We start from the raw sequence: 23,411 nt of genomic DNA on the forward strand, positions 1-23,411 counted from the left end.
GAAACAAAAGTTCTCAAAACGTTAATTCTTTTGAATTAACACCAAACACATTCAAGTGTTCTTGGTTTCATCCTTCTTCGGAAGTGATGAACATATTTGAGTCCGGCGAAAAACCGTTCATTAATTTGAACTTGTTCTTTAACGAGAACACCTTGGTTGTTTGTCCATACATAAAGACCTCTTGGGGTTGTATGGTTAAGTGACTAAGCGTACACGGTGGATGCCTTGGCAGTCAGAGGCGATGAAGGACGTAGTAACTTGCGATAAGCCCAGATAAGGCAGTAACAGCCATTTGAATCTGGGATTTCCGAATGGGGAAACCCACGTGCATAAGCACGTATCCCACACTGAATACATAGGTGTGTGGAGGCGAACTCGGGGAACTGAAACATCTAAGTACCCGAAGGAAAAGAAATCAATTGAGATTCCGGCAGTAGCGGCGAGCGACCCCGGATTAGCCCTTAAGCGGTTTAAGTGTTAGTGGAATMMTCTGGAAAGGKKAGCGATACAGGGTGATAGCCCCGTACACGACAATGCTTTTATCGTGAAAACGAGTAGGACGGGACACGTGTTATCTTGTCTGAACATGGGGGGACCATCCTCCAAGGCTAAATACTCCTGACTGACCGATAGTGAACCAGTACCGTGAGGGAAAGGCGAAAAGAACCCCTGTGAGGGGAGTGAAATAGAACCTGAAACCGTGTACGTACAAGCAGTGGGAGCCCACTTGTTGGGTGACTGCGTACCTTTTGTATAATGGGTCAGCGACTTACTTTTAGTAGCAAGGTTAACCGTATAGGGGAGCCGTAGGGAAACCGAGTCTTAACTGGGCGTTGTAGTTGCTAGGAGTAGACCCGAAACCGAGTGATCTAGCCATGGGCAGGTTGAAGATTGAGTAACATCAATTGGAGGACCGAACCGACTAATGTTGAAAAATTAGCGGATGACTTGTGGCTAGGGGTGAAAGGCCAATCAAACTCGGAGATAGCTGGTTCTCCCCGAAAGCTATTTAGGTAGCGCCTCGGACGAATACTACTGGGGGTAGAGCACTGTTAAGGCTAGGGGGTCATCCCGACTTACCAACCCTTTGCAAACTCCGAATACCAGTAAGTACTATCCGGGAGACACACGGCGGGTGCTAACGTCCGTCGTGAAGAGGGAAACAACCCAGACCGCCAGCTAAGGTCCCAAAGTTATCGCTAAGTGGGAAACGATGTGGGAAGGCTCAGACAGCCAGGATGTTGGCTTAGAAGCAGCCATCATTTAAAGAAAGCGTAATAGCTCACTGGTCGAGTCGGCCTGCGCGGAAGATGTAACGGGGCTAAGCGATACACCGAAGCTGCGGCAATGTGCTTTATGCATATTGGGTAGGGGAGCGTTCTGTAAGCCGTTGAAGGTGKKCTGTAAGGSMTGCTGGAGGTATCAGAAGTGCGAATGCTGACATGAGTAACGATAAAGGGAGTGAAAAACTCCCTCGCCGGAAGACCAAGGGTTCCTGTCCAACGTTAATCGGGGCAGGGTAAGTCGACCCCTAAGGCGAGGCCGAAAGGCGTAGTCGATGGGAAACGGGTTAATATTCCCGTACTGCTTATAACTGCGATGGGGGGACGGAGAAGGCTAGGTGGGCCTCGCGACGGTTGTCGAGGTTCAAGTGCGTAGGTGGGTGTCTTAGGCAAATCCGGGACGCTATACACTGAGACACGATGTCGAGYYACTACGGTRRTGAAGTCATTGATGCCATGCTTCCGGGAAAAGCCTCTAAGCTTCAGGTTATAAGGAATCGTACCCCAAACCGACACAGGTGGTCGGGTAGAGAATACCAAGGCGCTTGAGAGAACTCGGGTGAAGGAACTAGGCAAAATGGTACCGTAACTTCGGGAGAAGGTACGCTCCTAGCGGTGATGAGACTYGCTCTCTAAGCTGCCGGGAGTCGCAGATACCAGGTGGCTGCAACTGTTTATTAAAAACATAGCACTGTGCAAAATCGAAAGATGACGTATACGGTGTGACGCCTGCCCGGTGCCGGAAGGTTAATTGATGGGGTTATCTTCGGAGAAGCTCTTGATCGAAGCCCCGGTAAACGGCGGCCGTAACTATAACGGTCCTAAGGTAGCGAAATTCCTTGTCGGGTAAGTTCCGACCTGCACGAATGGCGTAATGATGGCCACGCTGTCTCCACCCGAGACTCAGTGAAATTGAAATCGCAGTGAAGATGCTGTGTACCCGCGGCTAGACGGAAAGACCCCGTGAACCTTTACTACAGCTTGGCACTGAACATTGAGCCTACATGTGTAGGATAGGTGGGAGCCTTWGAAGCACGTACGCCAGTATGTGTGGAGGCAATCTTGAAATACCACCCTTGTATGTTTGATGTTCTAACTTAGCCCCCTTATCGGGGGTGAGGACAGTGCCTGGTGGGTAGTTTGACTGGGGCGGTCTCCTCCCAAAGAGTAACGGAGGAGCACGAAGGTGGGCTAATCACGGTCGGACATCGTGAGGTTAGTGCAATGGCATAAGCCCGCTTGACTGCGAGAATGACAATTCGAGCAGGTGCGAAAGCAGGTCATAGTGATCCGGTGGTTCTGAATGGAAGGGCCATCGCTCAACGGATAAAAGGTACTCCGGGGATAACAGGCTGATACCGCCCAAGAGTTCATATCGACGGCGGTGTTTGGCACCTCGATGTCGGCTCATCACATCCTGGGGCTGAAGTCGGTCCCAAGGGTATGGCTGTTCGCCATTTAAAGTGGTACGCGAGCTGGGTTTAGAACGTCGTGAGACAGTTCGGTCCCTATCTGCCGTGGGCGTTGGATGATTGAGAGGGGCTGCTCCTAGTACGAGAGGACCGGAGTGGACGAACCTCTGGTGTTCGGGTTGTCACGCCAGTGGCATTGCCCGGTAGCTAAGTTCGGAATCGATAACCGCTGAAAGCATCTAAGCGGGAAGCGAGCCTCAAGATGAGTCATCCCTAGACCTTTAAGGTCTCTAAAGGGTTGTTGAAGACTACGACGTAGATAGGCAGGGTGTGTAAGTGCTGCGAGGCATTGAGCTAACCTGTACTAATTGCCCGTGAGGCTTAACCATACAACACCCAAGGGGTTTTAGCGGACTCAAGAAGAACATTGAATGTGTGTTGAGACACAAAGCTAGTCAGAATTTTCCCAGATTTTAACAAATTTGCTTGGCGACCATAGCGTTATGGACCCACCTGACTCCATGCCGAACTCAGTAGTGAAACGTAACAGCGCCGATGGTAGTGTGGGGCTTCCCCATGTGAGAGTAGGACATCGCCAGGCTTCCAATTTAGATATGYGTATTGAACGACATGTATCGGATAAACAGGAGACTGTTTATCACCGTGTGGAGCGGTAGTTCAGTTGGTTAGAATACCGGCCTGTCACGCCGGGGGTCGCGGGTTCGAGTCCCGTCCGCTCCGCCATTTATTCAGACAGAGTTAAGTCTTTAAAATAACTACAGGGGTGTAGCTCCAATTGGCAGAGCAGCGGATTCCAAATCCGCGTGTTGGGAGTTCGAATCTCTCCACCCCTGCCACATTTAAGGCTCCAGCAGAAATGCTGGAGCCTTTTTCGTTTCAGTCACTTTTTCAAAGTGATGTTGGGAGCTGGAGCACAAGTCTGGCCGAGCCATTCCTTCTCTGCCAACATCTAAGCCTTAATTTACACGCCCATTTGAAAATACTAGGCCGTAATTATCCGTCGAATGCGACTTGCTATTACCCGTTAACTCTGCGAATTCATAAAAACTTTCTGTCTATTTGCGGGCGTTTCATATTTAGATTGGTGATAGAGGCTTATGAGCTGGTAGAATTTAGGTGTGAGAAGCCGCGGATGTGCTGGGCTATCCACTGAGATTCACAGACTTCTTTTGGTTATCACACGGCTACATCTGTAATGAAAAAAACGCTAAAAAAACGTTGGCTTATTCTTGGCACGGCGACCCTGATTGGTGCGATATCGGTATGGATCTATGACATGCTTGAAGTGCCTGAAGCACCCAGATTGGCAAGTAGCCAGAAGGACGTGCGGTGTTTGAACTATCCTGTGTCGTCTTCCATTGATGTGAGTAACCCATTGAGCATCGCTGTATGGAATATTTACAAGCAGCAGTTGGATGGGTGGGAAGATGAACTGTTGGCACTCTCCAAAACATCTTCTTTGATACTTCTTCAAGAGGCACAGTCATCTCAAGATCTGCAGCATTACATTTCAGCACGCCAATGGCACAGTAATCAGGCATTTGCGTTTTCTGTAAATGATGAAGTGGCAGGCGTGATGACGCTGTCGGAACTCGTCCCTCAAAAAGTCTGTGCTTACACAAAAGTAGAGCCTTACTTACGCTTGCCTAAAAGTGCTTTGTATAGCGAGTTTCCGTTATCAAATGGCCAAACGTTGTCTGTTATTAATATTCACAGTATTAATTTTACCTTTGGGATAGAGGATTACCGCGAGCAGCTCAATGCATTGGTTGAAGCGGTGATAAAGCTTGATGGCCCAGTGATTGTAGCTGGGGATTTCAATACATGGAGTGATAAGCGGTTGAAGACGGTTAAGGCTGAGCTTAATCGCATTGGTTTAAAAGAAGCTGTCTTTAATACTGATGCGCGTTTAAAGGTGTTTAGTTTGCCGTTGGATCATATTTTCTATCGAGACTTAGAGTTGAATGACGCGAGCAGTCGAAGCACTTCGGCCTCTGATCATGCCATGATGACGGCGAATTTTTCGTTTGAAGTCAATTGATGTGTTTAAGCATTCTTTGGATACAAAAAAACGCGATACACATGTATCGCGTTTTTTCTATAGGGTGCTAAGCGCTGACTTTCGTTACATCGATATACAGCTTCAGCTTTTGACCTGGTTTGATATACGCATTCTTCTTAAGAGAGTTCCATTCAACTAGCTGTGAGACTGATACCTTGTAGCGTGCAGCAATACTACTTAGTGAGTCACCCTCACGAATTTGATAAACAATCGTGCGAATACGCTCGCCTTCCGCGCCTTTTTTCCAAACAACAAGCTCTTGGCCGATACGAAGCGGATCTTTAGGTGCCATGCCATTCCAGCGAGCTAAAGCGCTATGAGACACATCGTACTTGCGCGCGATCGTCCAAAAACTGTCGCCTTTTTTCACCTCATAAGACACTTTGTAGTCGCCACGCTTTTTGCTTGTTAGTTTTGCTAAGCGTTGAGGGGCGCTGAGTGAATACTGATTCTCGTCTTTCAACGCAACAGGGATCATCAGATGCTGACCAGCACGAATGGTCGTACTTTTCATATTGTTTGCACGCTGAATCACTTTCACTGTGGTGTTGTTACGCTGAGCGATCAAGCCAAGGGAATCACCGCTTTTCACTTTGTAGCGCGTAACTTTGATGCCCTGATTATTGTTCTCAGCCAGTTTCTGCTTAAATCGACTTACTTTCTCATTCGGCAGCAGTAAGTGGGTCGGGCCATCAGGCGAGGTTGCCCAATGGTTGTAAGCAGGGTTTAGGCTTTGAAGTTCAGACAGTGACAAACCCGCGTAATTTGCGGCTAACGCTAGGTCCATTTGAACCTTTGGCTCGACCGTATCTAGCACGGGCTTATTAGCAATGGCTGGCAGTGGTAAACCATACTTATCTTGATGCTTCACCACATCCGCGACAGCGATGAGTTTAGGCACATATCCACTAGTTTCTTTTGGTAAGTCGAGTGACCAAAAGTCTGTCGGTTTGCCAGCAGCTTTATTCTTTCGAATAGCACGGAATACACGACCTTCACCGGTATTGTAGGCTGCAAGCGCATGTAACCAATCGCCATCGAATTTCTTATGAAGGTACTCAAGCAGATCTAATGCAGCGTCTGTTGAGGCAACCACATCGCGGCGACCGTCATACCACCAGTTTTGTTCCAAGCCAAAACGACGACCCGTATCTGGCACAAATTGCCAAAGACCAGCGGCTCGACCATGGGAGTATGCAAATTGATCGAATGAGCTTTCCACCACAGGAAGTAATGCGATTTCTAACGGAATGCCACGGGCTTCCACTTTCTCTGTGATAAGGAATAGAAAAGGCTCTGCGCGCTTGGCGACAGTTTTTAGGTGTTGTGGGTGCTTGAGATACCAATTGCGATAGTAATTTACCCGTTTGTTGTCAGGTACAGGCATTTCAAGCTGCATTGAGATCCGTTCCCAAACGTCATCTTGGCTCTGTGGCGTCACGACAGGGGCTTCAGGCTTTGTTTCAACAACAATAGCTGGTGCTTCCGCAACGCCTTGTGTAATCGTCGCATCTGGTTCTTTCGGCGTATTAGTCGTGGTGGCGACGTCTTCCTGCCCAGTAAGTTGGCATCCTGCGAGGAACATCGATCCTACTAATACATAACGGAACTTCATGTGTTAGAAACCTTTCAAAAAATAGCCGCTGATAATAAGCGGCCTATAGCAATGCTTACAAGTGACTAATGTCAAAATTCGTCCTTCCAACGTCTTAGCGCGGTGAAAGTTTCTAGATCTGACGTATCTTTAGCTCTGTGTTTAACCCCGTCTTTCACCGAGGGGTGATGTGCGCGAAGGAAAGGATTAATGGCTTTCTCTCTATCTATAGAGCTAGGGATTGAGCTTTTCCCTTGTGAGCGCCAATTCGCAACCTCAGCAACATATTGATTCAGTTCAGTGTTATTCGGCTCGATGGCTTGTGCAAATTTCAAGTTTGATTCTGTGTACTCGTGAGCGCAAAACACGCGAGTTTTATCAGGCAAGGCTGAAAAAGTAGACAATGAATGCAGCATTTGTGCAGGAGTACCTTCAAACAATCGACCACAACCACCGGAGAATAAGGTGTCGCCACAAAACAACATGTCATCTGCGTAATAGGCAATGTGGTCTAGTGTATGACCGGCAACATGCATAACGTGAAATGCGGTATTGAAGAGTGTGAAAGTGTCTTTATCGTTAAGAGGGTTTGTCACATCAGGGAAGCGTTCAGCGTCCGGGCCGTAAACGGTGATTGAGGGAAAGGCCGCTTTAAGCGTTGCCACACCACCAACATGATCTGCGTGATGGTGGGTGATCAGAATCGCATCAAGCGTCAGCCCTAGGTTTTGTAACGTTTCCAGAACGGGGTTGGCATCACCAGGATCGACGACAACGCAATGATTGTCATCATTTTTTAGCAGCCAGATGTAATTGTCATTGAATGCGGGTATGCTTGATACAGATAGCATTTCATTCTCCAGCTATAACATAGTATTTATGAAACCAGCTCGCAGCCAACGTCCACTAGAATACCCTTATACATGGGATCAATTCGCGCATGGCGAATGGGCGTGCGCGCACATTCAAACGCGTCTGGATGAGTGGCTTCCCAAAATGTTTGGTTATCACATGCTAAAGCTTGGTGGCTTGAGTTGTGAGTTAGTAAGTGGTCATTGTAACATTCAGCACCAAGTCTGTATCGACAAGTTAAACCCTCTCCGCAATGTCGAATCTGAAAACTATGACCTTCCTTTCGTTGATAAAGCATTCGACGTTTGTGTGCTAGCAAACCAGCTTGACTACTCTGATGATCCCCACCGACTGCTTCGCGAAATTGACAGAGTGATGATCGATGATGGCTATCTCGTGATTACGGGAGTGAACCCCAGCAGTATCATGGGGATTGGGAGACTGATCCCTTGGCGTAAAAATCGAATGCCTTGGAATGGGCGGATGTTTACACCGTTGAGGGTGCGTGACTGGTTAGGCGTATTAAATTACGAAATCGTCGAGCTCTCATGCTTCGGGTTAATTCCTGCCACAAAGCACCGCACGTGCGGCGTGTGGTTTGAAAATGCATGCTCTGGGCTGCTACCTGCCATCGGTTCACTGTATTTTATCGTTGCAAGAAAGCGAACATATCCATTGAAACCGATAAAACCCGAGTGGAAGTTGCGAAAGCGTTTATCGCCAGTCAGCGTGAATTACAGAACGGGATCTGGCGACATTTAAATACGTTGGTCGAAAGGTGAGGGACGAAACGTCCTGTGAATGGGGTTACTCGCTTGGTTGGTAGCCAGTATCGGGTTGTGTTGGTTTTTCTGCGCCAGCTCGAGCGAGCACGTCACAGCGCTCATTTTCAGGGTGACCAGCATGGCCTTTCACCCATTGCCAATCCACACGATGGCGCTGAGTTTCTTCATCTAGACGTTTCCACAAATCGGCATTTTTAACAGGCTTTTTGTCTGCCGTTTTCCAACTGCGTTTTTTCCAATTGTGGATCCATTGCGTAATGCCTTGGCGTACATATTGGCTGTCCGTCGTAAGGGTTACGTCACAAGGTTCTTTTAATGTCGCCAAACCAACAATGGCAGCGAGTAACTCCATGCGGTTGTTGGTCGTTAGGTCAAAGCCTTCACTAAGCTCTTTTTCGTGCGCTTTGTAGCGCATAACAACGCCATATCCACCAGGTCCAGGATTACCAAGACAAGAACCATCCGTGAAAATTTCTACCTGCTTGACCATATTTGTTAGTATCTGTGTAAATTAATCGCCAAGTCTGACACAAGTGACGCCATGAAAGCCAGTTACGACAGAATAATCGTTCTCGATACAGAAACCACGGGTATGAACCGTGAAGGTGGCCCTCACTACGAAGGCCATAGAATCATTGAAATCGGTGCCGTTGAGATCATCAATCGCAAACTCACCGGTAAGCATTTCCACGTCTATATCAAACCAGATCGCGAGATCGATCCTGAGGCCATCGGTGTTCATGGTATTACCGATGAGTTCTTAATTGATAAGCCTGAATATGGCGAGATTCACAAAGAGTTTTTGGAATTCATCAAAGGCGCTGAAATGGTCGCGCACAATGCGCCCTTCGACGTCGGCTTCATGGATCATGAATTCCAAACGCTGGATCCAAGTATCGGTAAAACAGAAGACTTCTGTAAGATCACCGATACCTTGGCGATGGCGAAGCAGATATTTCCGGGTAAGCGAAATAACCTCGATATTCTCTGTGAACGTTATGGCATAGACAACTCTCACCGAACGCTCCACGGCGCATTGCTTGATGCCGAGATCTTGGCAGATGTTTATCTGTTGATGACCGGTGGGCAAACGTCGCTGGCATTTAGTGGCAGTGACGAGAACTCACAAAGTGGCGAATCTATTCGTCGTGTAGAAGCGGGTACGAAATCGCTAAAGATTATCCGTGCATCGGCCGATGAACTACAAGAGCATAACGCGCAGCTTGATACCATTGAGAAAAATGGCAGCTGCTTGTGGAGGCAACAGGAGATTGTATGAAAAGAGGGTGGGCTGGGCTTCTGCTCGTTTTGCTGATGTCGTTCAACGTATCGGCCGCGCAGACATCTGATCGCGATATACGGTTGCTCAACAACCGATTCCGAATTGATTCCACCATCACTCAAGTTGCTTTCGTTATTTACCGTGAAGAAGCGAGCCGTCCTGTTGTGCTGATACAACCGGACGGAACCAAGCTTTATGAATGGCGACACCCTGACAATGTCTCATGGCACACTGAGGCCGACATGGACATTGTCTCCGTTTTCAATCCCATGCCCGGACCATGGCAGGCGATAGGCAAAGTCACGCCTGAGAACAAAATCCGCATCCTGTCTGAATTAAGCATGAAGGTAGACACCTTCCCCGATCGCCTTTACCAAGGTGAAACCCTCAAATTCACCGCGCAACTGATGCAAGCGGGCAACCCCCTAAACCTCAGAGACTTTCTGGATAGCGTTGAATTGGGTGTCACTTTCACTGAGTTCATTGAGAGCGTGGAAGGCATTCCCGTTGATCAGCGCCCGCAAGCTCAATCTCTCGGACAATTTAAAGACGATGGTGCTGGCCTTGATGAGGTGGCGGGTGACGGTATGTTTACCGTAGAACTGCCTATCAATGTGCCGCCAGGGAAATACCGCGCCCGCGTTACATCGGGCAATGGCGTATTCTTCCGTACCCTTGAACAAGAAGTGTTGGTGTACCCCACGCCGCTAATGGCCACGTTTAAACAAAGCCGCAAGAAAGCCCTGCCACACCACTTTTTGGTAGAGTCCGATACGGCAAGCGTTGAACCCGGCACCATTGCCACCCATGTCGAGTTTACCGACTCCAACGGTAAGCCCTCTGTCTATCAAGGGCAGGCAACGAAAGACTATACCCGCCTGACCGTTGATATCGATAATTTCGACGTACCAGGACGCCATAAATGGCATGCATGGTTGTACGGCACAGACAAGCTTTCAAGCCGTCCTTTGGTGTTTGAGTTGCCAGAGCAAACCTTCGCGGTTGCAGACTATGAAGCGATAGAGCAAGCCAAGTTAGAACGCGAAGCGCGAGAAGCAGAGCGTGCGCGCATTGAAGAAGAAAAGCAGGCGGCGATTCAGCGTGAAGAAGACCGCAAGATGGCGTTGATTACCATCATTGGCGGGAACATCCTGTTGCTTGTGCTTGCGATTTTAACTTGGTTCATTATCCGTAAGATCAAGGCCAAGAAACTTGCTGCAGAGATGGAAGGGGAACTGGAAGCACCACCTGAAGAATCAGATAAAGCGGCATAAACTGAGCCACAATATTCGCGAACGGCAGTGTGAGAGACAAAAAAGGAGAAGCCATGGCTTCTCCTTTTTTATGGTTCGCTTTTCACCTAAACGGCGTGAGCGACATGTTACTTATGCAGCATGAATAACATTGTTTAGCGTGGTATCTGCAGCCGCAAGTTCTGCAGGGTCAAAATCATCAACATTGATGGTCTCTAAACGCCCTTCCTCTGCAATGCGAAGTTGCTCCGCTTCTTTATCGTTAATCACGCCTTCTTTCAGGCCAATTTCAGCCACCTTGTCCAAGAACATAAATGGAAGGTTTTGACCTGTCGCTTTAACGATTTTTTGATAAATCGGTTCCGCGGTCAAAATGTCCATCAGTGCTTGCTCAATCTTACCGACAGGGTTGTGCTCTGAAGGCTCTAGGAACTGGCCTCGACCAATACGGCTGCGTGCTTCACTTGGGGTTTGAAGGATTTGTGCCACTTTGCCGTCCAGCTTGTCACTTGGTTTCGTTCTGCGTGTACCAAATGGGAACAGTAGGACACGCAATGGTGCTGCAACCAAGCGGTTAGGGAAGTTTGCGAGGAACTCAATCAAAGCTTCTTCAGCTTGATAAAGTGCATCTTGCATACCCCAGTGCACAAGCGGTAAATCATCTTTCTGATAGCCTTCATCAGCGTAACGCTTCATTGTTGCCGATGCGAGGTACAGTTGGCTAAGCACATCACCGAGGCGCGCAGAAAGGCGTTCTTTACGCTTCAAGTTACCGCCAAGAACAGCCATGGAAATGTCCGCAAGAAGTGCCAAATTGGCGCTGTAGCGGTTCATTTGCTGGAAGTAACGAGTGGTTGCATCTTTACGTGGCGCTTTTGAAGTACGACCATCTGTAAGGCCTAACCAGACCGAACGCATTAGGTTGCTGATGACGAAGCCAACATGGCCAAACAGCGCCTGATCAAACGTTGCTAGAGCTTGCTTTTCATCGTCTTTGTAAGCGGCTTCCATTTCTGCTAATACGAAGGGGTGGCAGCGAATCGCACCTTGTCCAAAGATGATCATCGAACGTGTGAGGATGTTTGCACCTTCCACCGTAATGGCAATCGGTGCGCCTTGATAGCCACGAGCTAAGAAGTTTTTCGGACCAATACAAATGCCTTTACCACCCGCAACGTCCATCGCATCGATGATGCTGCGCTGGCCGCGATGGGTACAGTGGTATTTAACAATGGCAGAGATAACGGAGGGTTTCTCACCCAAATCGATACCGGCAACAGTAAGGGCGCTAGCCGCATCCATCACATAAGCATTACCGCCAATACGTGCCAATGGCTCTTCAATGCCTTCCATTTTACCGATAGGCAATTTGAACTGACGACGAATACGTGCATAAGCCCCGGTTGCCAACGCAGCAGTTTTTAAGCCGCCCGTCGAGTTTGAAGGCAAGGTAATACCTCGACCAACAGACAGACACTCAACCAGCATTCTCCAACCTTGTCCGGCCATTTCCGCGCCACCGATGATGAAATCAATAGGCACGAAAATGTTTTCGCCTTTTGTTGGACCGTTTTGGAAAGGCAGGTTTAGTGGGAAGTGACGGCGGCCAATTTCAACGCCTTCAATGTCGGTCGGAATCAACGCACAAGTGATACCAAGATCTTTGGTGTCACCTAATAGACCTTCTGGGTCTTTCAGCTTGAAGGCAAGACCCAGCACGGTCGCAACAGGGGCGAGCGTGATATAGCGCTTGTTCCAGGTAATCGACATACCCAGCACTTCTTTGCCTTGCCACATGCCTTTAGTCACAAACCCTTCATCAGGGATTGAACCCGCATCGGAACCCGCTTCAGGACTCGTCAATGCAAAGCACGGGATCTCTTTACCTTCAGCAAGGCGGGGTAAGTAATGATTCTTTTGATCTTCTGTACCATAGTGTTGGAGCAGTTCGCCAGGGCCCAAGCTGTTAGGTACGCCAACGGTTGACGATAACACGCCTGATACACCGGTCAGTTTTTGTAATACCAAAGACTGCGCATACGCTGAAAATTCCAAGCCGCCGTATTCTTTTTTAATGATCATGGCGAAGAATTTATTGTCTTTCAGGTATTGCCAAACGTTCGGCGGTAAATCAGCCAGCTCATGCGTCACTTGGTATTCGTTCACCATGCGACACACTTCGTTAACTGGACCGTTCAAGAACGCTTGTTCTTCCGCGCTGAGTCTCGGTGCAGGAATGTCATGGAGTTTGTTCCAATCAGGCGCGCCACGGAAAAGATCCGCCTCCCACCAAACCGTACCCGCATCGATGGCTTCTTTTTCCGTTTGTGACATTTCAGGCATCACACCACGGAATGCTTTCAACGCCGGCTTACTTAACCAGCTTTCACGGAAAGATTTCACGTTCAATGGGATCGCGATGGCAACAAAAATAAGCCACGTGACTTGTCCCACGATGCCCATGATTGATCCAACAATTAACAAACCAGCAGCGAGCGCAGTAAACAGCTTCAAGCCAGCACGGTGGTAAGCCATCACAGCCATGATGGCGGCAAACGTAATCAGGTATAGGGTTGTTGCCATTTTCGGTTCTCCTTCTCCAGCAACCCGTCACTAAATGGTAAGAGGTCATACCACTTAATTGTAAGCAGGTTTTTGCAAGAATGTAAAACAATGACCGGTAAAAATGTGCTCCGTCTTTCATCCGTTAGAGAAATTACTCTAACGCGTTTTTCAGTTGATTGTTTTCAAACAACAATCACAACCGTCATGGGAATATCGACAGCTTCCAGTGTTTACAGGTACACTGGCTCGACAGATATTTGGGCGGCTTGCCCCGTGTCATCCAACATAAAAAAAGAGAATAGCCCATGTACCAAGACCTTATTCGCTCTGAGCTGACGGAAGCTGCAAGCGTGCTAGACACGTTTCTAAAAGACGAAAAGAACATTGCGAACATTGAAGCTGCTGCAAAGCTGCTGGCGGATTCATTTAAAGCAGGCGGTAAAGTGCTTTCATGTGGTAACGGTGGCTCCCACTGTGACGCAATGCACTTCGCTGAAGAATTGACAGGTCGTTATCGCGAAAACCGTCCAGGTTACCCTGCGATTGCGATTTCAGACCCTAGCCATATCTCCTGTGTGAGTAATGACTTTGGCTACGAATTTGTATTCTCTCGCTACCTTGAAGCGGTAGGCATGAAAGGCGATGTCTTGTTTGGTTTGTCGACATCTGGCAATTCGGGCAACATTCTTCGCGCGATTGAAGCAGCAAAAGCCAAAGGCATGACATCTATCATGCTGACAGGTAAAGACGGCGGTAAAATGGCTGGACTGGCGGACATTGAAATCCGTGTACCGCATTTTGGTTATGCTGACCGTATTCAGGAAGTGCACATCAAGATCATCCACATCCTGATTCAGCTTGTTGAAAAAGAAATGGAAAAATAATTGGGCCTCGCCCATACAGTGCTGAGTTGCTCGATGATGAGCGACTCTCACCGTTGATAAGGAAAGCGTGACGGAACATGTGTGAACTTCTTGGCATGAGTGCCAATGTGCCAACCGATATTTGTTTTAGTTTTACTGGTTTGATTCAGCGTGGTGGTAATACAGGTCCGCACCGAGATGGTTGGGGAATTGTATTCTATGAAGGCAAAGGCTTTCGCACATTCAAAGATCCCAACCCTAGCTGTAACTCTAAAATCGCTGAACTCGTTCAAAGTTATCCTATCAAAAGCTGTGCGGTAGTCAGTCATATTCGACAAGCTAACCGAGGGGATGTAAATCTAGAAAACACGCATCCTTTTACACGTGAGATTTGGGGTCGCTATTGGACGTACGCGCACAATGGTCAGCTGACAGGTTATGAAGATATGCCATCAGGGCACTTTAAACCGGTTGGTGAGACAGACAGCGAAAAAGCGTTTTGCTGGCTACTGAATGAAATTGAACAGTACTACCCAGAAAAGCCAGAAGACATGACTGAGGTCTTCCGCTTTATCGCAAGTCGCTGTGATAAATTGCGTGAGCTTGGTGTGTTCAACATGTTGTTCAGTGATGGCGATTATGTCATGGCCTACTGCACTAACAATCTTCATTGGATCACGCGACGCGCGCCGTTTGGTAAAGCCAGCTTGATTGATGAAGATGTCACTGTCGACTTCCAAGAAGAAACCACACCGAATGATGTGGTGACCGTGATAGCGACGCAGCCGCTCACCAATAATGAAACGTGGCACAAAATGCAGCCTGGGGAATATTGTGTGTTCCACCTCGGCGAAGTGATCACCTGTAACCGAGCAGATTACGAGGCGTAACCCTCGTTATTAACGGTGATATTACAGAGACAAAAAACGCGCTGTTAAGCGCGTTTTTTTATTCTTTCAGCTGATGAGCAATGGGTTGAGTATTACTCGGCCGCGTAACCGGCATCCCCTAAAACGTGTTTATCAAACAGCGCCTTTCCGTCAGCCATGCTCAAACGATCCTGACAGAACCATTGGACAACGAGTGGGTAAATGTTGTGTTCTTGTTCTTGAACACGTTCAAATACCGCGTCGGCATCGTCACCGTCAAAAATAGGCACTTGAGCTTGAAGGATAACAGGGCCACCATCGAGTTCCTCAGTCACAAAGTGCACAGAGGTTCCATGCACTTTGTCACCCGCATCAATGGCGCGCTGGTGGGTATTCAACCCTGTGTACTTAGGCAGTAGCGAAGGGTGAATATTGATCATTTTACCGTGGTAATGCTGAACAAATGCAGGTGTTAAAATACGCATAAACCCAGCAAGAACAATCAGGTCAGGTTGATAGCCATCAATGGCTGTCATTAACTTGTCGTCGTATTCGCTGCGATCTGTGATGCCTTTACTTGGCACCACAACGGCATCGATACCCGCCTCTTTCGCACGAGTCAGTCCGTAGGCACTTTCTTTATTCGCCATTACCGCTACGATATTGATGCCATCTTTTCCATGACATCGGTCGATAATGGCTTGCAAGTTAGAGCCGTTGCCGGAGACCAGCACTACCACGTTTTTCATGATCACCCCTTGATTTCTACCTGCTCTTCATCGGCAGCTGCATTCGCAATGTTGCCAAGAAGCCATGCGTTCTCACCTTCTTGGTTAAGAATGTCGATAGCTTGTTGCGCTTGCTCTGCAGGTAGGGCAATGATCAAACCAACACCACAGTTAAAGGTGCGGTACATTTCGTGTTGCGTCACGTTGCCATTTTCTTGTAGCCATTTGAAAATGGCTGGCCATTCCCAGCTGTTTCCATCAATAACCGCTTTCGTGCCTTCAGGCAGAACGCGAGGGATATTTTCCCAGAAGCCACCGCCAGTGATGTGAGAAATGGCGTGTGCATCGCAGGTTTCTAGCATCTTAAGAACAGGTTTAACGTAAATGCGAGTCGGTTCTAGAAGGTGGTCACCCAAAGGCTTACCTTCAAGCTCTGCGGATACATCGGCATTCGAAACTTCGATGATCTTACGCACTAAGCTGTAGCCGTTTGAGTGTGGACCAGATGATGCAATCGCGATGATTGCGTCGCCAGCACTGACTTTAGAGCCGTCAATGATGTCTTCTTTTTCCACAACGCCGACGCAGAAACCTGCAACGTCATAGTCTTCACCGTCATACATGCCTGGCATTTCAGCGGTTTCACCACCGATCAAGGCACATCCTGACTGCAAACAACCTTCGCCGATACCTGTGACAACATCTGCCGCCGTATCCACATCCAGTTTGCCTGTGGCGTAGTAATCAAGGAAGAACAGAGGTTCTGCACCTTGAACAATCAAATCGTTTACACACATGGCAACCAAGTCGATGCCGATGGTGTCATGTTTTTTTAGGTCCATCGCCAAGCGCAGTTTCGTGCCCACGCCGTCTGTGCCAGATACCAGCACAGGCTGTTTGTATTTGGTTGGTAGCTCACACAGTGCGCCAAAACCGCCGATACCACCCATGACTTCAGGACGACGAGTGCGTTTTACGACGCCTTTGATACGGTCAACGAGTGCATTACCTGCATCAATATCAACACCTGCATCTTTGTAACTAAGAGAAGACTTATTACCGCTCACTGGAGATCCTTACCGAGTTGTGGACTAAAAGCGGCGTCATTTTAACAGCGCATTTGCAAAAAGGAAAACGTTTGCGTCAGTCGATTTGTGCTAAAAAAGCGCAACTGGATGAGCATTGCTATTCGGCGATTTTTTCTCGTGTATAATGCGTAGAATTTGTTTTTTGCAGGAGTCTGTCATGAAAGTCGTCGAGGTTATGCACCCGCTGGTAAAACACAAAATTGGTCTGATGCGCGAAGGTGATATCAGTACCAAACGTTTTCGCGAGCTGGCGACAGAAGTAGGTAGTCTGCTGACCTATGAAGCAACCTCTGATTTCGAAACTGAAAAAGTGACGATTGAAGGTTGGAATGGTCCAGTAGAAGTTGATCAGATTAAGGGTAAAAAAGTCACCGTTGTTCCTATCCTGCGTGCAGGTCTAGGTATGATGGATGGCGTTCTTGAGCACATTCCAAGTGCACGTATCAGTGTGGTAGGTATCTACCGTGATGAAGAAACGCTAGAGCCAGTGCCTTATTTCCACAAACTGGCAAGTAACATCAATGAGCGTATGGCGCTGGTGGTTGACCCAATGCTAGCGACGGGCGGCTCGATGATCGCAACCATCGATTTGCTGAAAGAAAATGGCTGTTTCAACATTAAGGTGTTGGTGCTTGTTGCTGCACCAGAAGGGATTGCAGCACTTGAAAAAGCACACCCAGACGTTGAGCTTTACACGGCAGCAATCGACGAAAAACTGAATGACAAAGGCTACATCGTTCCAGGTTTGGGCGATGCGGGTGACAAGATCTTCGGTACTAAATAATACCGACCATCATCCAGCGCTAAAAAAGGCTTCCAGATTGGAAGCCTTTTTTGTTCGCAATTGGGAAAGAATCAATCTTCCATTTGCGCGTTATCGACAACGTGGCTTTCGCCCATGTCTTTTGGCAGAACAAGGTTCAGGAAGATAGCAACGATACCGCAAAGACTGATGCCCTGAAGGCTAAAGTCGCCAATACCAAACGCCATACCACCAATACCAAACACCAAGGTCACAGCAACAATCGCAAGGTTACGCGCTTTGTGCAGATCCACTTGGTTTTTAATCAGCGTGTTTAAGCCAACCGTTGCGATAGAGCCGAACAACAAAATCATGATGCCGCCCATGACAGGAACGGGAATGGTTTGTAGCACCGCGCCCAGCTTACCCACAAATGCCAGCACCAACGCCGTCACCGCCGCCCAGGTCATGATGACAGGGTTGAAGGCACGCGTTAGCATGACAGCGCCAGTCACTTCGCTGTAGGTCGTGTTAGGTGGTGCACCGAACATGGACGCAGCGATAGTGGCAAAGCCGTCGCCCGCCATGGTGCGGTGAAGACCCGGTTTTTTCAGGTAGTCTTTTTGCGTCACGTTAGAAATGGCCAGCATGTCACCCACATGCTCAACCGCTGGCGCGATTGCTACTGGGATCATGAACAACACAGCATTGATGTTGAACTCAGGCATGGTGAAGTTCGGCATGGACAGCCACGCAGCGTTTGTCACAGGCGAGAAATCGACCACGCCGAAGAACAGCGCTGTCGTATAACCTGCAATGATACCGCTTAAAATTGGCACAAGTTTAAAGAAACCTTTTGCAAACACTGACACTCCAATAGTGGTGATCAGTGAAATGGCGGAGATCCACAAAGCGACAGAACCATCAATCAGTTGTACCGCGCCATCGCCTGATTTACCCAGTGCCATGTTTACGGCTGAAGGAGCAAGGCCAAGGCCAATGACCATGATGACAGGGCCAACCACCACAGGTGGCAGTAAGGTGTGAATAAAGCCAACACCGCGAACCTTAATGATGCCGCCCATGATGACGTAAACGACACCTGCCACCATTAGGCCACCCATGGTCGCAGGAATGCCCCATGTTTGAACGCCGAAAAGAATGGGTGCGATGAACGCAAAAGAGGAGGCAAGAAAAATGGGTACGGAGCGTTTGGTGATTACTTGGAAGATAAGAGTACCAATACCGGCACCAAACAGTGCAACGTTAGGATCTAAGCCTGTTAACAACGGGACTAAAACTAACGCGCCAAAGGCAACAAATAACATTTGTGCCCCTTGTAGTATTTGCATCATGACGCAGCATCCTTAATAAAAAAATCGGAAAATACTACCACGAGGTATAGGGTTTTCCCATGACAGAACAAACCCTTGTCGACGAATTACACAATAAAGCAATAAGATAGGGGATGAGCTGGGAGGAATGAAATGGCTATATGACGCAATTTCGGCGTTTTACCATTGCTGCATCTCAGGCTTCATCTTATGATCAACGTTTAAGAATCGAGTTATCTGGCATAGTTATGTTACGAATTTTCTTTTTGGCCCTCGCACTTTTTGTTGGGCAAACAAGCGCCATGGCTGCTTCTATTTTTAATGCAGAAGTAGTGCTGGATGACAGTGATGCCGCCACAGAGCAGTTGGCGAAGGAACAAGCCTTTGTTGATGTGCTTATTCGTGCATCAGGACAATCAAATGTGGGTGAAAACCCCGTCGTTAAAAAAGCCTTACCCACGGTAAATCAATACATCACGCAACTGGGCTATGGCGATGTGGAAGCTCAGCGAAGCCTTATCCTTGGTTTTGATGATGCGAAAATCCGTACCCTTTTGACACAAGCTCAAGCGAAGTATTGGGGTGTTCCTCGCCCTGAAGTACTTTTCTGGGTTGTTCAAGACCAAGCGTCATCGCGCAACGTGGTTTGGGAGCAATCCGGCTCTTCATTGATCAACGAACTCAAGGCACAAGGTGAGCGTCGCGGTTTGCCTGTTCTGATGCCTGTGGGCGATTTCGACGATGTGGTGGCGATTTCAATTCCCGATTTGTGGGGCGGCTTCGCACAACCTATTGCTGAAGCAAGTGCGCGTTATAACCCTGCAGGTGTCGCCGTCGTTAAAATGCGTGGCAACCAACTGAGCTGGCAATTGTTCCCTAATGTCGCAACCATGGGGAAAGATGCCCCTATTGAAGGTCGTGCATCTGGCGCTACGGCTGATGAATTTGCCACCATGGTAGATGACATCTCTGATTTCTACGCGGAACGTTTCGGCGTGACCTTAGGTGTGGCTGATAGCGGTGCGAAGAAGCTGAATGTGTCGGGCATGGCGTCTGCAGAAGATTTCTTTGTTTTAGAGCGCACATTGAAAGGGCTGAATTCCGTGGCGGCGCTTCGCTTAGAATCACTGATTAACGATACAGCAACGTTCCGCGTTAGCCTGTTGGCCTCAGAAGATGTGTTCCACAATGAAATGCAATCTGATCGTCGCTTACGCCGTGTAGAGACCTTGCTGAGCCCGGTTGAGTCAGTCAATATCGTGACTCCAGCGCCATTGGTGGCTGACGGCTCTGTGGTTGATGCTGCAGTGGTTGATACCACTGTCGCTGATGATGCCGTGGTGATTGATGGCCAAGCTGTGCAGAGCATTGCACCAGCGGTGATTGCGCCAATCGATCCTGTTGAAGCGTCTCTTGATTACCAGTGGAATGGCTAGTCGCACGCCGATCATATCCGTTAGCTGAAAAAACAAAAAGCAGGCTCAAGGCCTGCTTTTTTGATCCCGCGATTTCTATTTCTCTTCGTATCGCGCTTTTTCTTCTTTCTCAACCATCGACAGTTTCTTCAGGCCAATGCCGAGTTCTTTGCCTTTCAATTTGGCGTAATAAGTGTTGCTGACAAATGCGATGGAGGTGATGACCAGTTCAACAAACGCTAACCCGCGCTCTCCTTCATCAACGATGAGTAACGTGAGTGCGTGGAGAAAGTAAAACATCAAAACAAAATTCGCCCACGCATGGGTATATGCATTGCCGGTGAGAATACCTTTCATGGGAAAAAGAAGCGGCAATAACCACGCAATCGTCACGCCCATCGCGTTAACGTGAGGGTGAGGGGACAGAACGCCATGCCAAAGGATTACCCAGCCAGTTAAAGCGAGGTAAGACGTTAGTGCGGCAATCCTCATTGTTGAGGGAGAAGAGAACAACGGATAACTCCTTTTATCTGTGTATCGCGTATTAACGCGTTCATTTTTACGGGTGTAACTTTGATGCGATGTTGGCCAAACGCTTGCCGCCAGCAATGGCGAGCGCCTTTTCATCGGCGTCGGGTTGGCGACGCGCTTCACTGGTTAAATGAGAAGGGCCATAAGGTGAGCCTCCCCCCGTTGTCGTGTGGAGCGCCGCTTCTGAATGCGGTAAACCAACGATAACCATGCCGTGATGAAGTAAAGGCAGCATCATGGATTGCAAGGTCGTTTCTTGGCCGCCATGCAACATAGAGCCAGAATTAAAGACCATTGCAGGTTTGCCGATCAATGTGCCGGCTAACCACTCTTTACTGGTGCTATCGATGAAATGTTTGAGGGGGGCGGCCATGTTGCCAAATCGAACCGGGCTGCCTAGCGCCAAACCCTGACAGGCTTTTAAATCATCAAGGGTAACAAACGGGTCATCTGCTGTGACAGCTGGCTTGGTTTCTCCCGCAATGGACAGTTCAGGCACTGTGCGTAAACGCGCGACGGCGCCTGTGGATTCGATACCACGAGCGATAAGCCTTGCGACGTTACGCGTACTTCCATGTCGGCTGTAATACAGCACCAGAATCTCAATCATTGCGGGTACTCACGATTACAGAATATCAAGAACGCTTTCTGGCGGACGGCCCATTGCCGCTTTACCATTCGCAACCACGATTGGGCGTTCGATGAGTTTTGGGTTGTCAGCCATGGCTTGAATCAACTGAGCATCAGTGACAGACGCGTCGCCAAGGTTAAGTGCTTTGTAGGTGTCTTCTTTCACTCGCATCATTTGACGCGGCGAATCATAGCTCAGCATCTCGAGTAAAGCGGTGAGCGTTTCAACAGACGGAGGTGTGTCGAGGTAAGCGACGATTTCTGGTTCAATGCCGCGTTCAGTCAACAGGCCAAGTGTTTGGCGGCTCTTTGAACAGCGTGAATTGTGATAAATGGTGACTGACATGAAAGCTCCTTTAAAGAGTCACGGACAACGGTTGCGCTAGGCAACACTGTTTTTTGAGCCATGCACTTTGGCATGGCCATTTCGTTATAAATACGTTGAGAATGAATGGCGACGGCGAGCTACATCGCGGTGTATTGAAAATACGTGCTATCGCTGTAAAGCATTAAAGCGAGATTCTTCAACGCGTAGTTGATCTATACGTGCATCGTAGCGGGCTTGATCAAGGCTGCCAAGATCAACCAACTGGCTCGCTTGTGTGTAATTGTTAATGGCTTTATGCCAGCGGCCTTGTAACGCATACAGCTCACCTTGTGCAGCTAAGGCGCCAGCGCGATCGCCTTGGCTATCAGAGGCTTCTTGTAACAATGACCAACCATTGATATCCGCCGGATAACGGTGCGTGAACTTCAGCAATCCTGAGATGGCCTCCTTGAAGCGTCCAGCATTGACCAAAGCATAATCCCTGTTTAGCAGCAGAACAGCATTGTTCGGCTGCGTTTCTAGCGCACTATTCAATCTGTTGATCGCGCTATCATATTTTTTCTGGTTGATATCGAGATCGGTAGCTGCATCCAAGAAAAACGGGTTGTTAGGCTGTCGTTTAAGCAGCGGTGTCAGTAAGGCGGTCGCTTTATCAAATTGGCGACTGTCGATATACACCAACGCCTTGCCGTAATTCATCGACTGCTTCAGTGCGGGAGAGGCACTTTTGCTGTTGCGATTAAACCAATCCAGCGCTGCTGCGCTATCAATGCCGGCAAAACGTGCAATGACGCGGGCGCGTGCTAACTGGTAATTGGGCGACAAAGGAACGCTTCGCTGAGGATACTGCTGGGCGCGTGAACGCGAGTCCGTGATACGCGAATCCGGCAGTGGGTGCGTCAGCAAAAACTGAGGAGGCGTTGATGCAAAGCGATACTGGTCAGCCATGCGCGTAAAGAACGTCGGCATGGCGTTCGCATCAAACCCTGAGCGAGAAAGGGTTTCAATACCAATGCGGTCAGCTTCTTTTTCATTACTGCGCGTGTAGTTAATCCGGCTTTGAATCGATGCAGCCGTTGTTGCTTGTGCAGCAGCAATGCCCGCCTGAGGCGCTGCAATGGCGAGTAGCAAAGATCCTACAAGTGCTGCCATGGTCAGTGGAGATTGGCGAGCTTGTTGCTCCATGGCGCGAGCGAGGTGACGTTGGGTTAAGTGCGCAATTTCATGCGCAACAACAGACGCTAATTCACTCTCTGTTTTTGCATGCAGAAACAACCCAGTGTGAAGTGCAACGTGACCACCAAAGAAAGCAAAGGCGTTAATGTCACGGTTACGGATCAGAAAAAACTCAAAAGGTGTTTTAACATCATTAGCGTTAGCCACGAGTGATGCGCCCAATGAAGAGACATATTCTGATAAAAGGGGATCACTCACGATCGGCTGACTGCCACGTAAAATACGCATGTAAGCATCGCCGTATTCGATTTCTTTCTCGACGGTGAGAGTGCCTGCAGCGGCAGTACCAATGTCTGGCAGATCGCTGTATGTGGTCGCTATAGCAGGTGACGGCAAAGCGAGCGATGCAACGAGAATGCTGATTATTGTTTTCTTAAACAGTTGCATAACGTCCGTTGGTTCCTCCAGCGTTCGAAAACGGATTGCTAGGATATAGACAGCAAAGAGGACGACAGGTTTCCATTGAGTTTGCCGCATTGTGTGAAAGACCCAAACTACTTCTTCGTTCTGTTTAGGTATACAATGCGGACGATAATAA

Annotated in this window: 19 protein-coding genes, 2 tRNA genes and 2 rRNA genes; 12 read left to right on the forward strand and 11 right to left on the reverse strand. The window is 48.5% G+C overall.

The window, feature by feature from the left end; genetic code table 11:
• Positions 1–193: 193 nt before the first annotated feature.
• From EQP46_RS06855 to EQP46_RS06875, 5 genes are all read left to right on the forward strand, one after another.
• Positions 194–3,084 (forward strand): 23S ribosomal RNA (locus tag EQP46_RS06855).
• Between the two features lie 96 nt (positions 3,085–3,180).
• Positions 3,181–3,296 (forward strand): 5S ribosomal RNA (rrf, locus tag EQP46_RS06860).
• 66 nt (positions 3,297–3,362) lie between these two features.
• A tRNA-Asp gene (locus EQP46_RS06865) sits at positions 3,363–3,439 on the forward strand.
• A 36-nt stretch (positions 3,440–3,475) separates the two neighbouring features.
• Positions 3,476–3,552 (forward strand) — tRNA-Trp (locus EQP46_RS06870).
• A 359-nt stretch (positions 3,553–3,911) separates the two neighbouring features.
• Positions 3,912–4,757: an endonuclease/exonuclease/phosphatase family protein gene (locus EQP46_RS06875; protein WP_129492954.1), complete on the forward strand. Its 846-nt coding sequence runs from the start codon at positions 3,912–3,914 to the stop codon at positions 4,755–4,757.
• Between the two features lie 67 nt (positions 4,758–4,824).
• Here the strand turns inward: EQP46_RS06875 and EQP46_RS06880 are convergent, their stop codons facing one another.
• Positions 4,825–6,393, reverse strand: a complete 1,569-nt coding sequence (locus EQP46_RS06880; protein ID WP_192545484.1) for a lytic transglycosylase — start codon at positions 6,391–6,393, stop codon at positions 4,825–4,827.
• Between the two features lie 71 nt (positions 6,394–6,464).
• Positions 6,465–7,223, reverse strand: coding sequence for a hydroxyacylglutathione hydrolase (gloB, locus tag EQP46_RS06885; RefSeq protein ID WP_129492955.1), 759 nt, complete (start codon positions 7,221–7,223; stop codon positions 6,465–6,467).
• A 28-nt stretch (positions 7,224–7,251) separates the two neighbouring features.
• Here gloB and EQP46_RS06890 point away from each other — a divergent pair, with 28 nt between their 5' ends.
• Positions 7,252–7,986 carry a methyltransferase domain-containing protein gene (locus tag EQP46_RS06890; protein WP_192545485.1) on the forward strand — a complete coding sequence of 245 codons (735 nt, stop codon included), beginning with the start codon at positions 7,252–7,254 and terminating at the stop codon, positions 7,984–7,986.
• Positions 7,987–8,031: 45 nt separating this feature from the next.
• Here EQP46_RS06890 and rnhA read toward each other — a convergent pair whose 3' ends face one another.
• On the reverse strand, positions 8,032–8,499 hold the full coding sequence (gene rnhA, locus EQP46_RS06895) for a ribonuclease HI (protein WP_129492957.1): 468 nt from the start codon (positions 8,497–8,499) through the stop codon (positions 8,032–8,034).
• Between the two features lie 51 nt (positions 8,500–8,550).
• Between rnhA and dnaQ the strand changes: the two genes are divergently transcribed.
• On the forward strand, positions 8,551–9,288 hold the full coding sequence (dnaQ, locus tag EQP46_RS06900; RefSeq protein WP_129492958.1) for a DNA polymerase III subunit epsilon: 738 nt from the start codon (positions 8,551–8,553) through the stop codon (positions 9,286–9,288).
• Positions 9,285–10,565, forward strand: a complete 1,281-nt coding sequence (locus EQP46_RS06905) for a TIGR03503 family protein (RefSeq protein WP_129492959.1) — start codon at positions 9,285–9,287, stop codon at positions 10,563–10,565. Before dnaQ ends, EQP46_RS06905 begins: the two co-directional genes overlap by 4 nt.
• Before the next feature lie 111 nt (positions 10,566–10,676).
• Here the strand turns inward: EQP46_RS06905 and fadE are convergent, their stop codons facing one another.
• Complete coding sequence (gene fadE / locus EQP46_RS06910) at positions 10,677–13,127, reverse strand: acyl-CoA dehydrogenase FadE (RefSeq protein ID WP_129492960.1); 2,451 nt, start codon at positions 13,125–13,127, stop codon at positions 10,677–10,679.
• A gap of 287 nt (positions 13,128–13,414) precedes the next feature.
• Between fadE and lpcA the strand changes: the two genes are divergently transcribed.
• Positions 13,415–13,993, forward strand: a complete 579-nt coding sequence (gene lpcA, locus EQP46_RS06915) for a D-sedoheptulose 7-phosphate isomerase (protein ID WP_129492961.1) — start codon at positions 13,415–13,417, stop codon at positions 13,991–13,993.
• Between the two features lie 77 nt (positions 13,994–14,070).
• Positions 14,071–14,862 carry a class II glutamine amidotransferase gene (locus tag EQP46_RS06920; RefSeq protein WP_129492962.1) on the forward strand — a complete coding sequence of 264 codons (792 nt, stop codon included), beginning with the start codon at positions 14,071–14,073 and terminating at the stop codon, positions 14,860–14,862.
• Positions 14,863–14,954: 92 nt separating this feature from the next.
• Here EQP46_RS06920 and purN read toward each other — a convergent pair whose 3' ends face one another.
• Positions 14,955–15,590: a phosphoribosylglycinamide formyltransferase gene (purN, locus tag EQP46_RS06925; RefSeq protein ID WP_129492963.1), complete on the reverse strand. Its 636-nt coding sequence runs from the start codon at positions 15,588–15,590 to the stop codon at positions 14,955–14,957.
• A 2-nt stretch (positions 15,591–15,592) separates the two neighbouring features.
• Positions 15,593–16,636, reverse strand: a complete 1,044-nt coding sequence (gene purM / locus EQP46_RS06930; RefSeq protein WP_102392012.1) for a phosphoribosylformylglycinamidine cyclo-ligase — start codon at positions 16,634–16,636, stop codon at positions 15,593–15,595.
• Between the two features lie 178 nt (positions 16,637–16,814).
• Between purM and upp the strand changes: the two genes are divergently transcribed.
• The gene (upp, locus tag EQP46_RS06935; protein ID WP_102318229.1) at positions 16,815–17,441 is read left to right on the forward strand and encodes a uracil phosphoribosyltransferase; all 627 of its coding nucleotides are present in this window, start codon (positions 16,815–16,817) and stop codon (positions 17,439–17,441) included.
• A gap of 71 nt (positions 17,442–17,512) precedes the next feature.
• On the opposite strand, the gene EQP46_RS06940 is transcribed toward upp, so the two are convergent.
• On the reverse strand, positions 17,513–18,754 hold the full coding sequence (locus tag EQP46_RS06940) for a uracil-xanthine permease family protein (protein WP_129492964.1): 1,242 nt from the start codon (positions 18,752–18,754) through the stop codon (positions 17,513–17,515).
• A gap of 140 nt (positions 18,755–18,894) precedes the next feature.
• On the opposite strand from EQP46_RS06940, the gene EQP46_RS06945 reads away from it, so the two are divergent.
• On the forward strand, positions 18,895–20,169 hold the full coding sequence (locus tag EQP46_RS06945; RefSeq protein ID WP_129492965.1) for a DUF2066 domain-containing protein: 1,275 nt from the start codon (positions 18,895–18,897) through the stop codon (positions 20,167–20,169).
• Positions 20,170–20,244: 75 nt separating this feature from the next.
• Here the strand turns inward: EQP46_RS06945 and EQP46_RS06950 are convergent, their stop codons facing one another.
• The 4 genes from EQP46_RS06950 to bepA all read right to left on the reverse strand — a co-directional run bounded on the left by EQP46_RS06950 (position 20,245) and on the right by bepA (position 23,260).
• The gene (locus tag EQP46_RS06950; protein WP_129493396.1) at positions 20,245–20,640 is read right to left on the reverse strand and encodes a DUF2069 domain-containing protein; all 396 of its coding nucleotides are present in this window, start codon (positions 20,638–20,640) and stop codon (positions 20,245–20,247) included.
• A gap of 67 nt (positions 20,641–20,707) precedes the next feature.
• Positions 20,708–21,289, reverse strand: coding sequence for an NAD(P)H:quinone oxidoreductase (gene wrbA, locus EQP46_RS06955; protein ID WP_129492966.1), 582 nt, complete (start codon positions 21,287–21,289; stop codon positions 20,708–20,710).
• A gap of 15 nt (positions 21,290–21,304) precedes the next feature.
• Positions 21,305–21,655 carry an arsenate reductase (glutaredoxin) gene (gene arsC / locus EQP46_RS06960; protein WP_129492967.1) on the reverse strand — a complete coding sequence of 117 codons (351 nt, stop codon included), beginning with the start codon at positions 21,653–21,655 and terminating at the stop codon, positions 21,305–21,307.
• Between the two features lie 147 nt (positions 21,656–21,802).
• On the reverse strand, positions 21,803–23,260 hold the full coding sequence (bepA, locus tag EQP46_RS06965) for a beta-barrel assembly-enhancing protease (protein ID WP_129492968.1): 1,458 nt from the start codon (positions 23,258–23,260) through the stop codon (positions 21,803–21,805).
• Positions 23,261–23,411 lie beyond the last annotated feature (151 nt).

It is taken from the genome of Enterovibrio baiacu (assembly GCF_004120195.1).
Lineage (GTDB): Bacteria > Pseudomonadota > Gammaproteobacteria > Enterobacterales > Vibrionaceae > Enterovibrio > Enterovibrio baiacui.

Bases quoted from the DNA above. Each gene is read 5' to 3' on its own strand.
- EQP46_RS06875 (WP_129492954.1), top strand. From the start codon at position 3,912: ATGAAAAAAACGCTAAAAAAACGTTGGCTTATTCTTGGCACGGCGACC.
- EQP46_RS06880 (WP_192545484.1), bottom strand. From the start codon at position 6,393: ATGAAGTTCCGTTATGTATTAGTAGGATCGATGTTCCTCGCAGGATGC.
- gloB (WP_129492955.1), bottom strand. From the start codon at position 7,223: ATGCTATCTGTATCAAGCATACCCGCATTCAATGACAATTACATCTGG.
- EQP46_RS06890 (WP_192545485.1), top strand. From the start codon at position 7,252: ATGAAACCAGCTCGCAGCCAACGTCCACTAGAATACCCTTATACATGG.
- rnhA (WP_129492957.1), bottom strand. From the start codon at position 8,499: ATGGTCAAGCAGGTAGAAATTTTCACGGATGGTTCTTGTCTTGGTAAT.
- dnaQ (WP_129492958.1), top strand. From the start codon at position 8,551: ATGAAAGCCAGTTACGACAGAATAATCGTTCTCGATACAGAAACCACG.
- EQP46_RS06905 (WP_129492959.1), top strand. From the start codon at position 9,285: ATGAAAAGAGGGTGGGCTGGGCTTCTGCTCGTTTTGCTGATGTCGTTC.
- fadE (WP_129492960.1), bottom strand. From the start codon at position 13,127: ATGGCAACAACCCTATACCTGATTACGTTTGCCGCCATCATGGCTGTG.
- lpcA (WP_129492961.1), top strand. From the start codon at position 13,415: ATGTACCAAGACCTTATTCGCTCTGAGCTGACGGAAGCTGCAAGCGTG.
- EQP46_RS06920 (WP_129492962.1), top strand. From the start codon at position 14,071: ATGTGTGAACTTCTTGGCATGAGTGCCAATGTGCCAACCGATATTTGT.
- purN (WP_129492963.1), bottom strand. From the start codon at position 15,590: ATGAAAAACGTGGTAGTGCTGGTCTCCGGCAACGGCTCTAACTTGCAA.
- upp (WP_102318229.1), top strand. From the start codon at position 16,815: ATGAAAGTCGTCGAGGTTATGCACCCGCTGGTAAAACACAAAATTGGT.
- EQP46_RS06940 (WP_129492964.1), bottom strand. From the start codon at position 18,754: ATGATGCAAATACTACAAGGGGCACAAATGTTATTTGTTGCCTTTGGC.
- EQP46_RS06945 (WP_129492965.1), top strand. From the start codon at position 18,895: ATGACGCAATTTCGGCGTTTTACCATTGCTGCATCTCAGGCTTCATCT.
- EQP46_RS06950 (WP_129493396.1), bottom strand. From the start codon at position 20,640: ATGAGGATTGCCGCACTAACGTCTTACCTCGCTTTAACTGGCTGGGTA.
- wrbA (WP_129492966.1), bottom strand. From the start codon at position 21,289: ATGATTGAGATTCTGGTGCTGTATTACAGCCGACATGGAAGTACGCGT.
- arsC (WP_129492967.1), bottom strand. From the start codon at position 21,655: ATGTCAGTCACCATTTATCACAATTCACGCTGTTCAAAGAGCCGCCAA.
- bepA (WP_129492968.1), bottom strand. From the start codon at position 23,260: ATGCAACTGTTTAAGAAAACAATAATCAGCATTCTCGTTGCATCGCTC.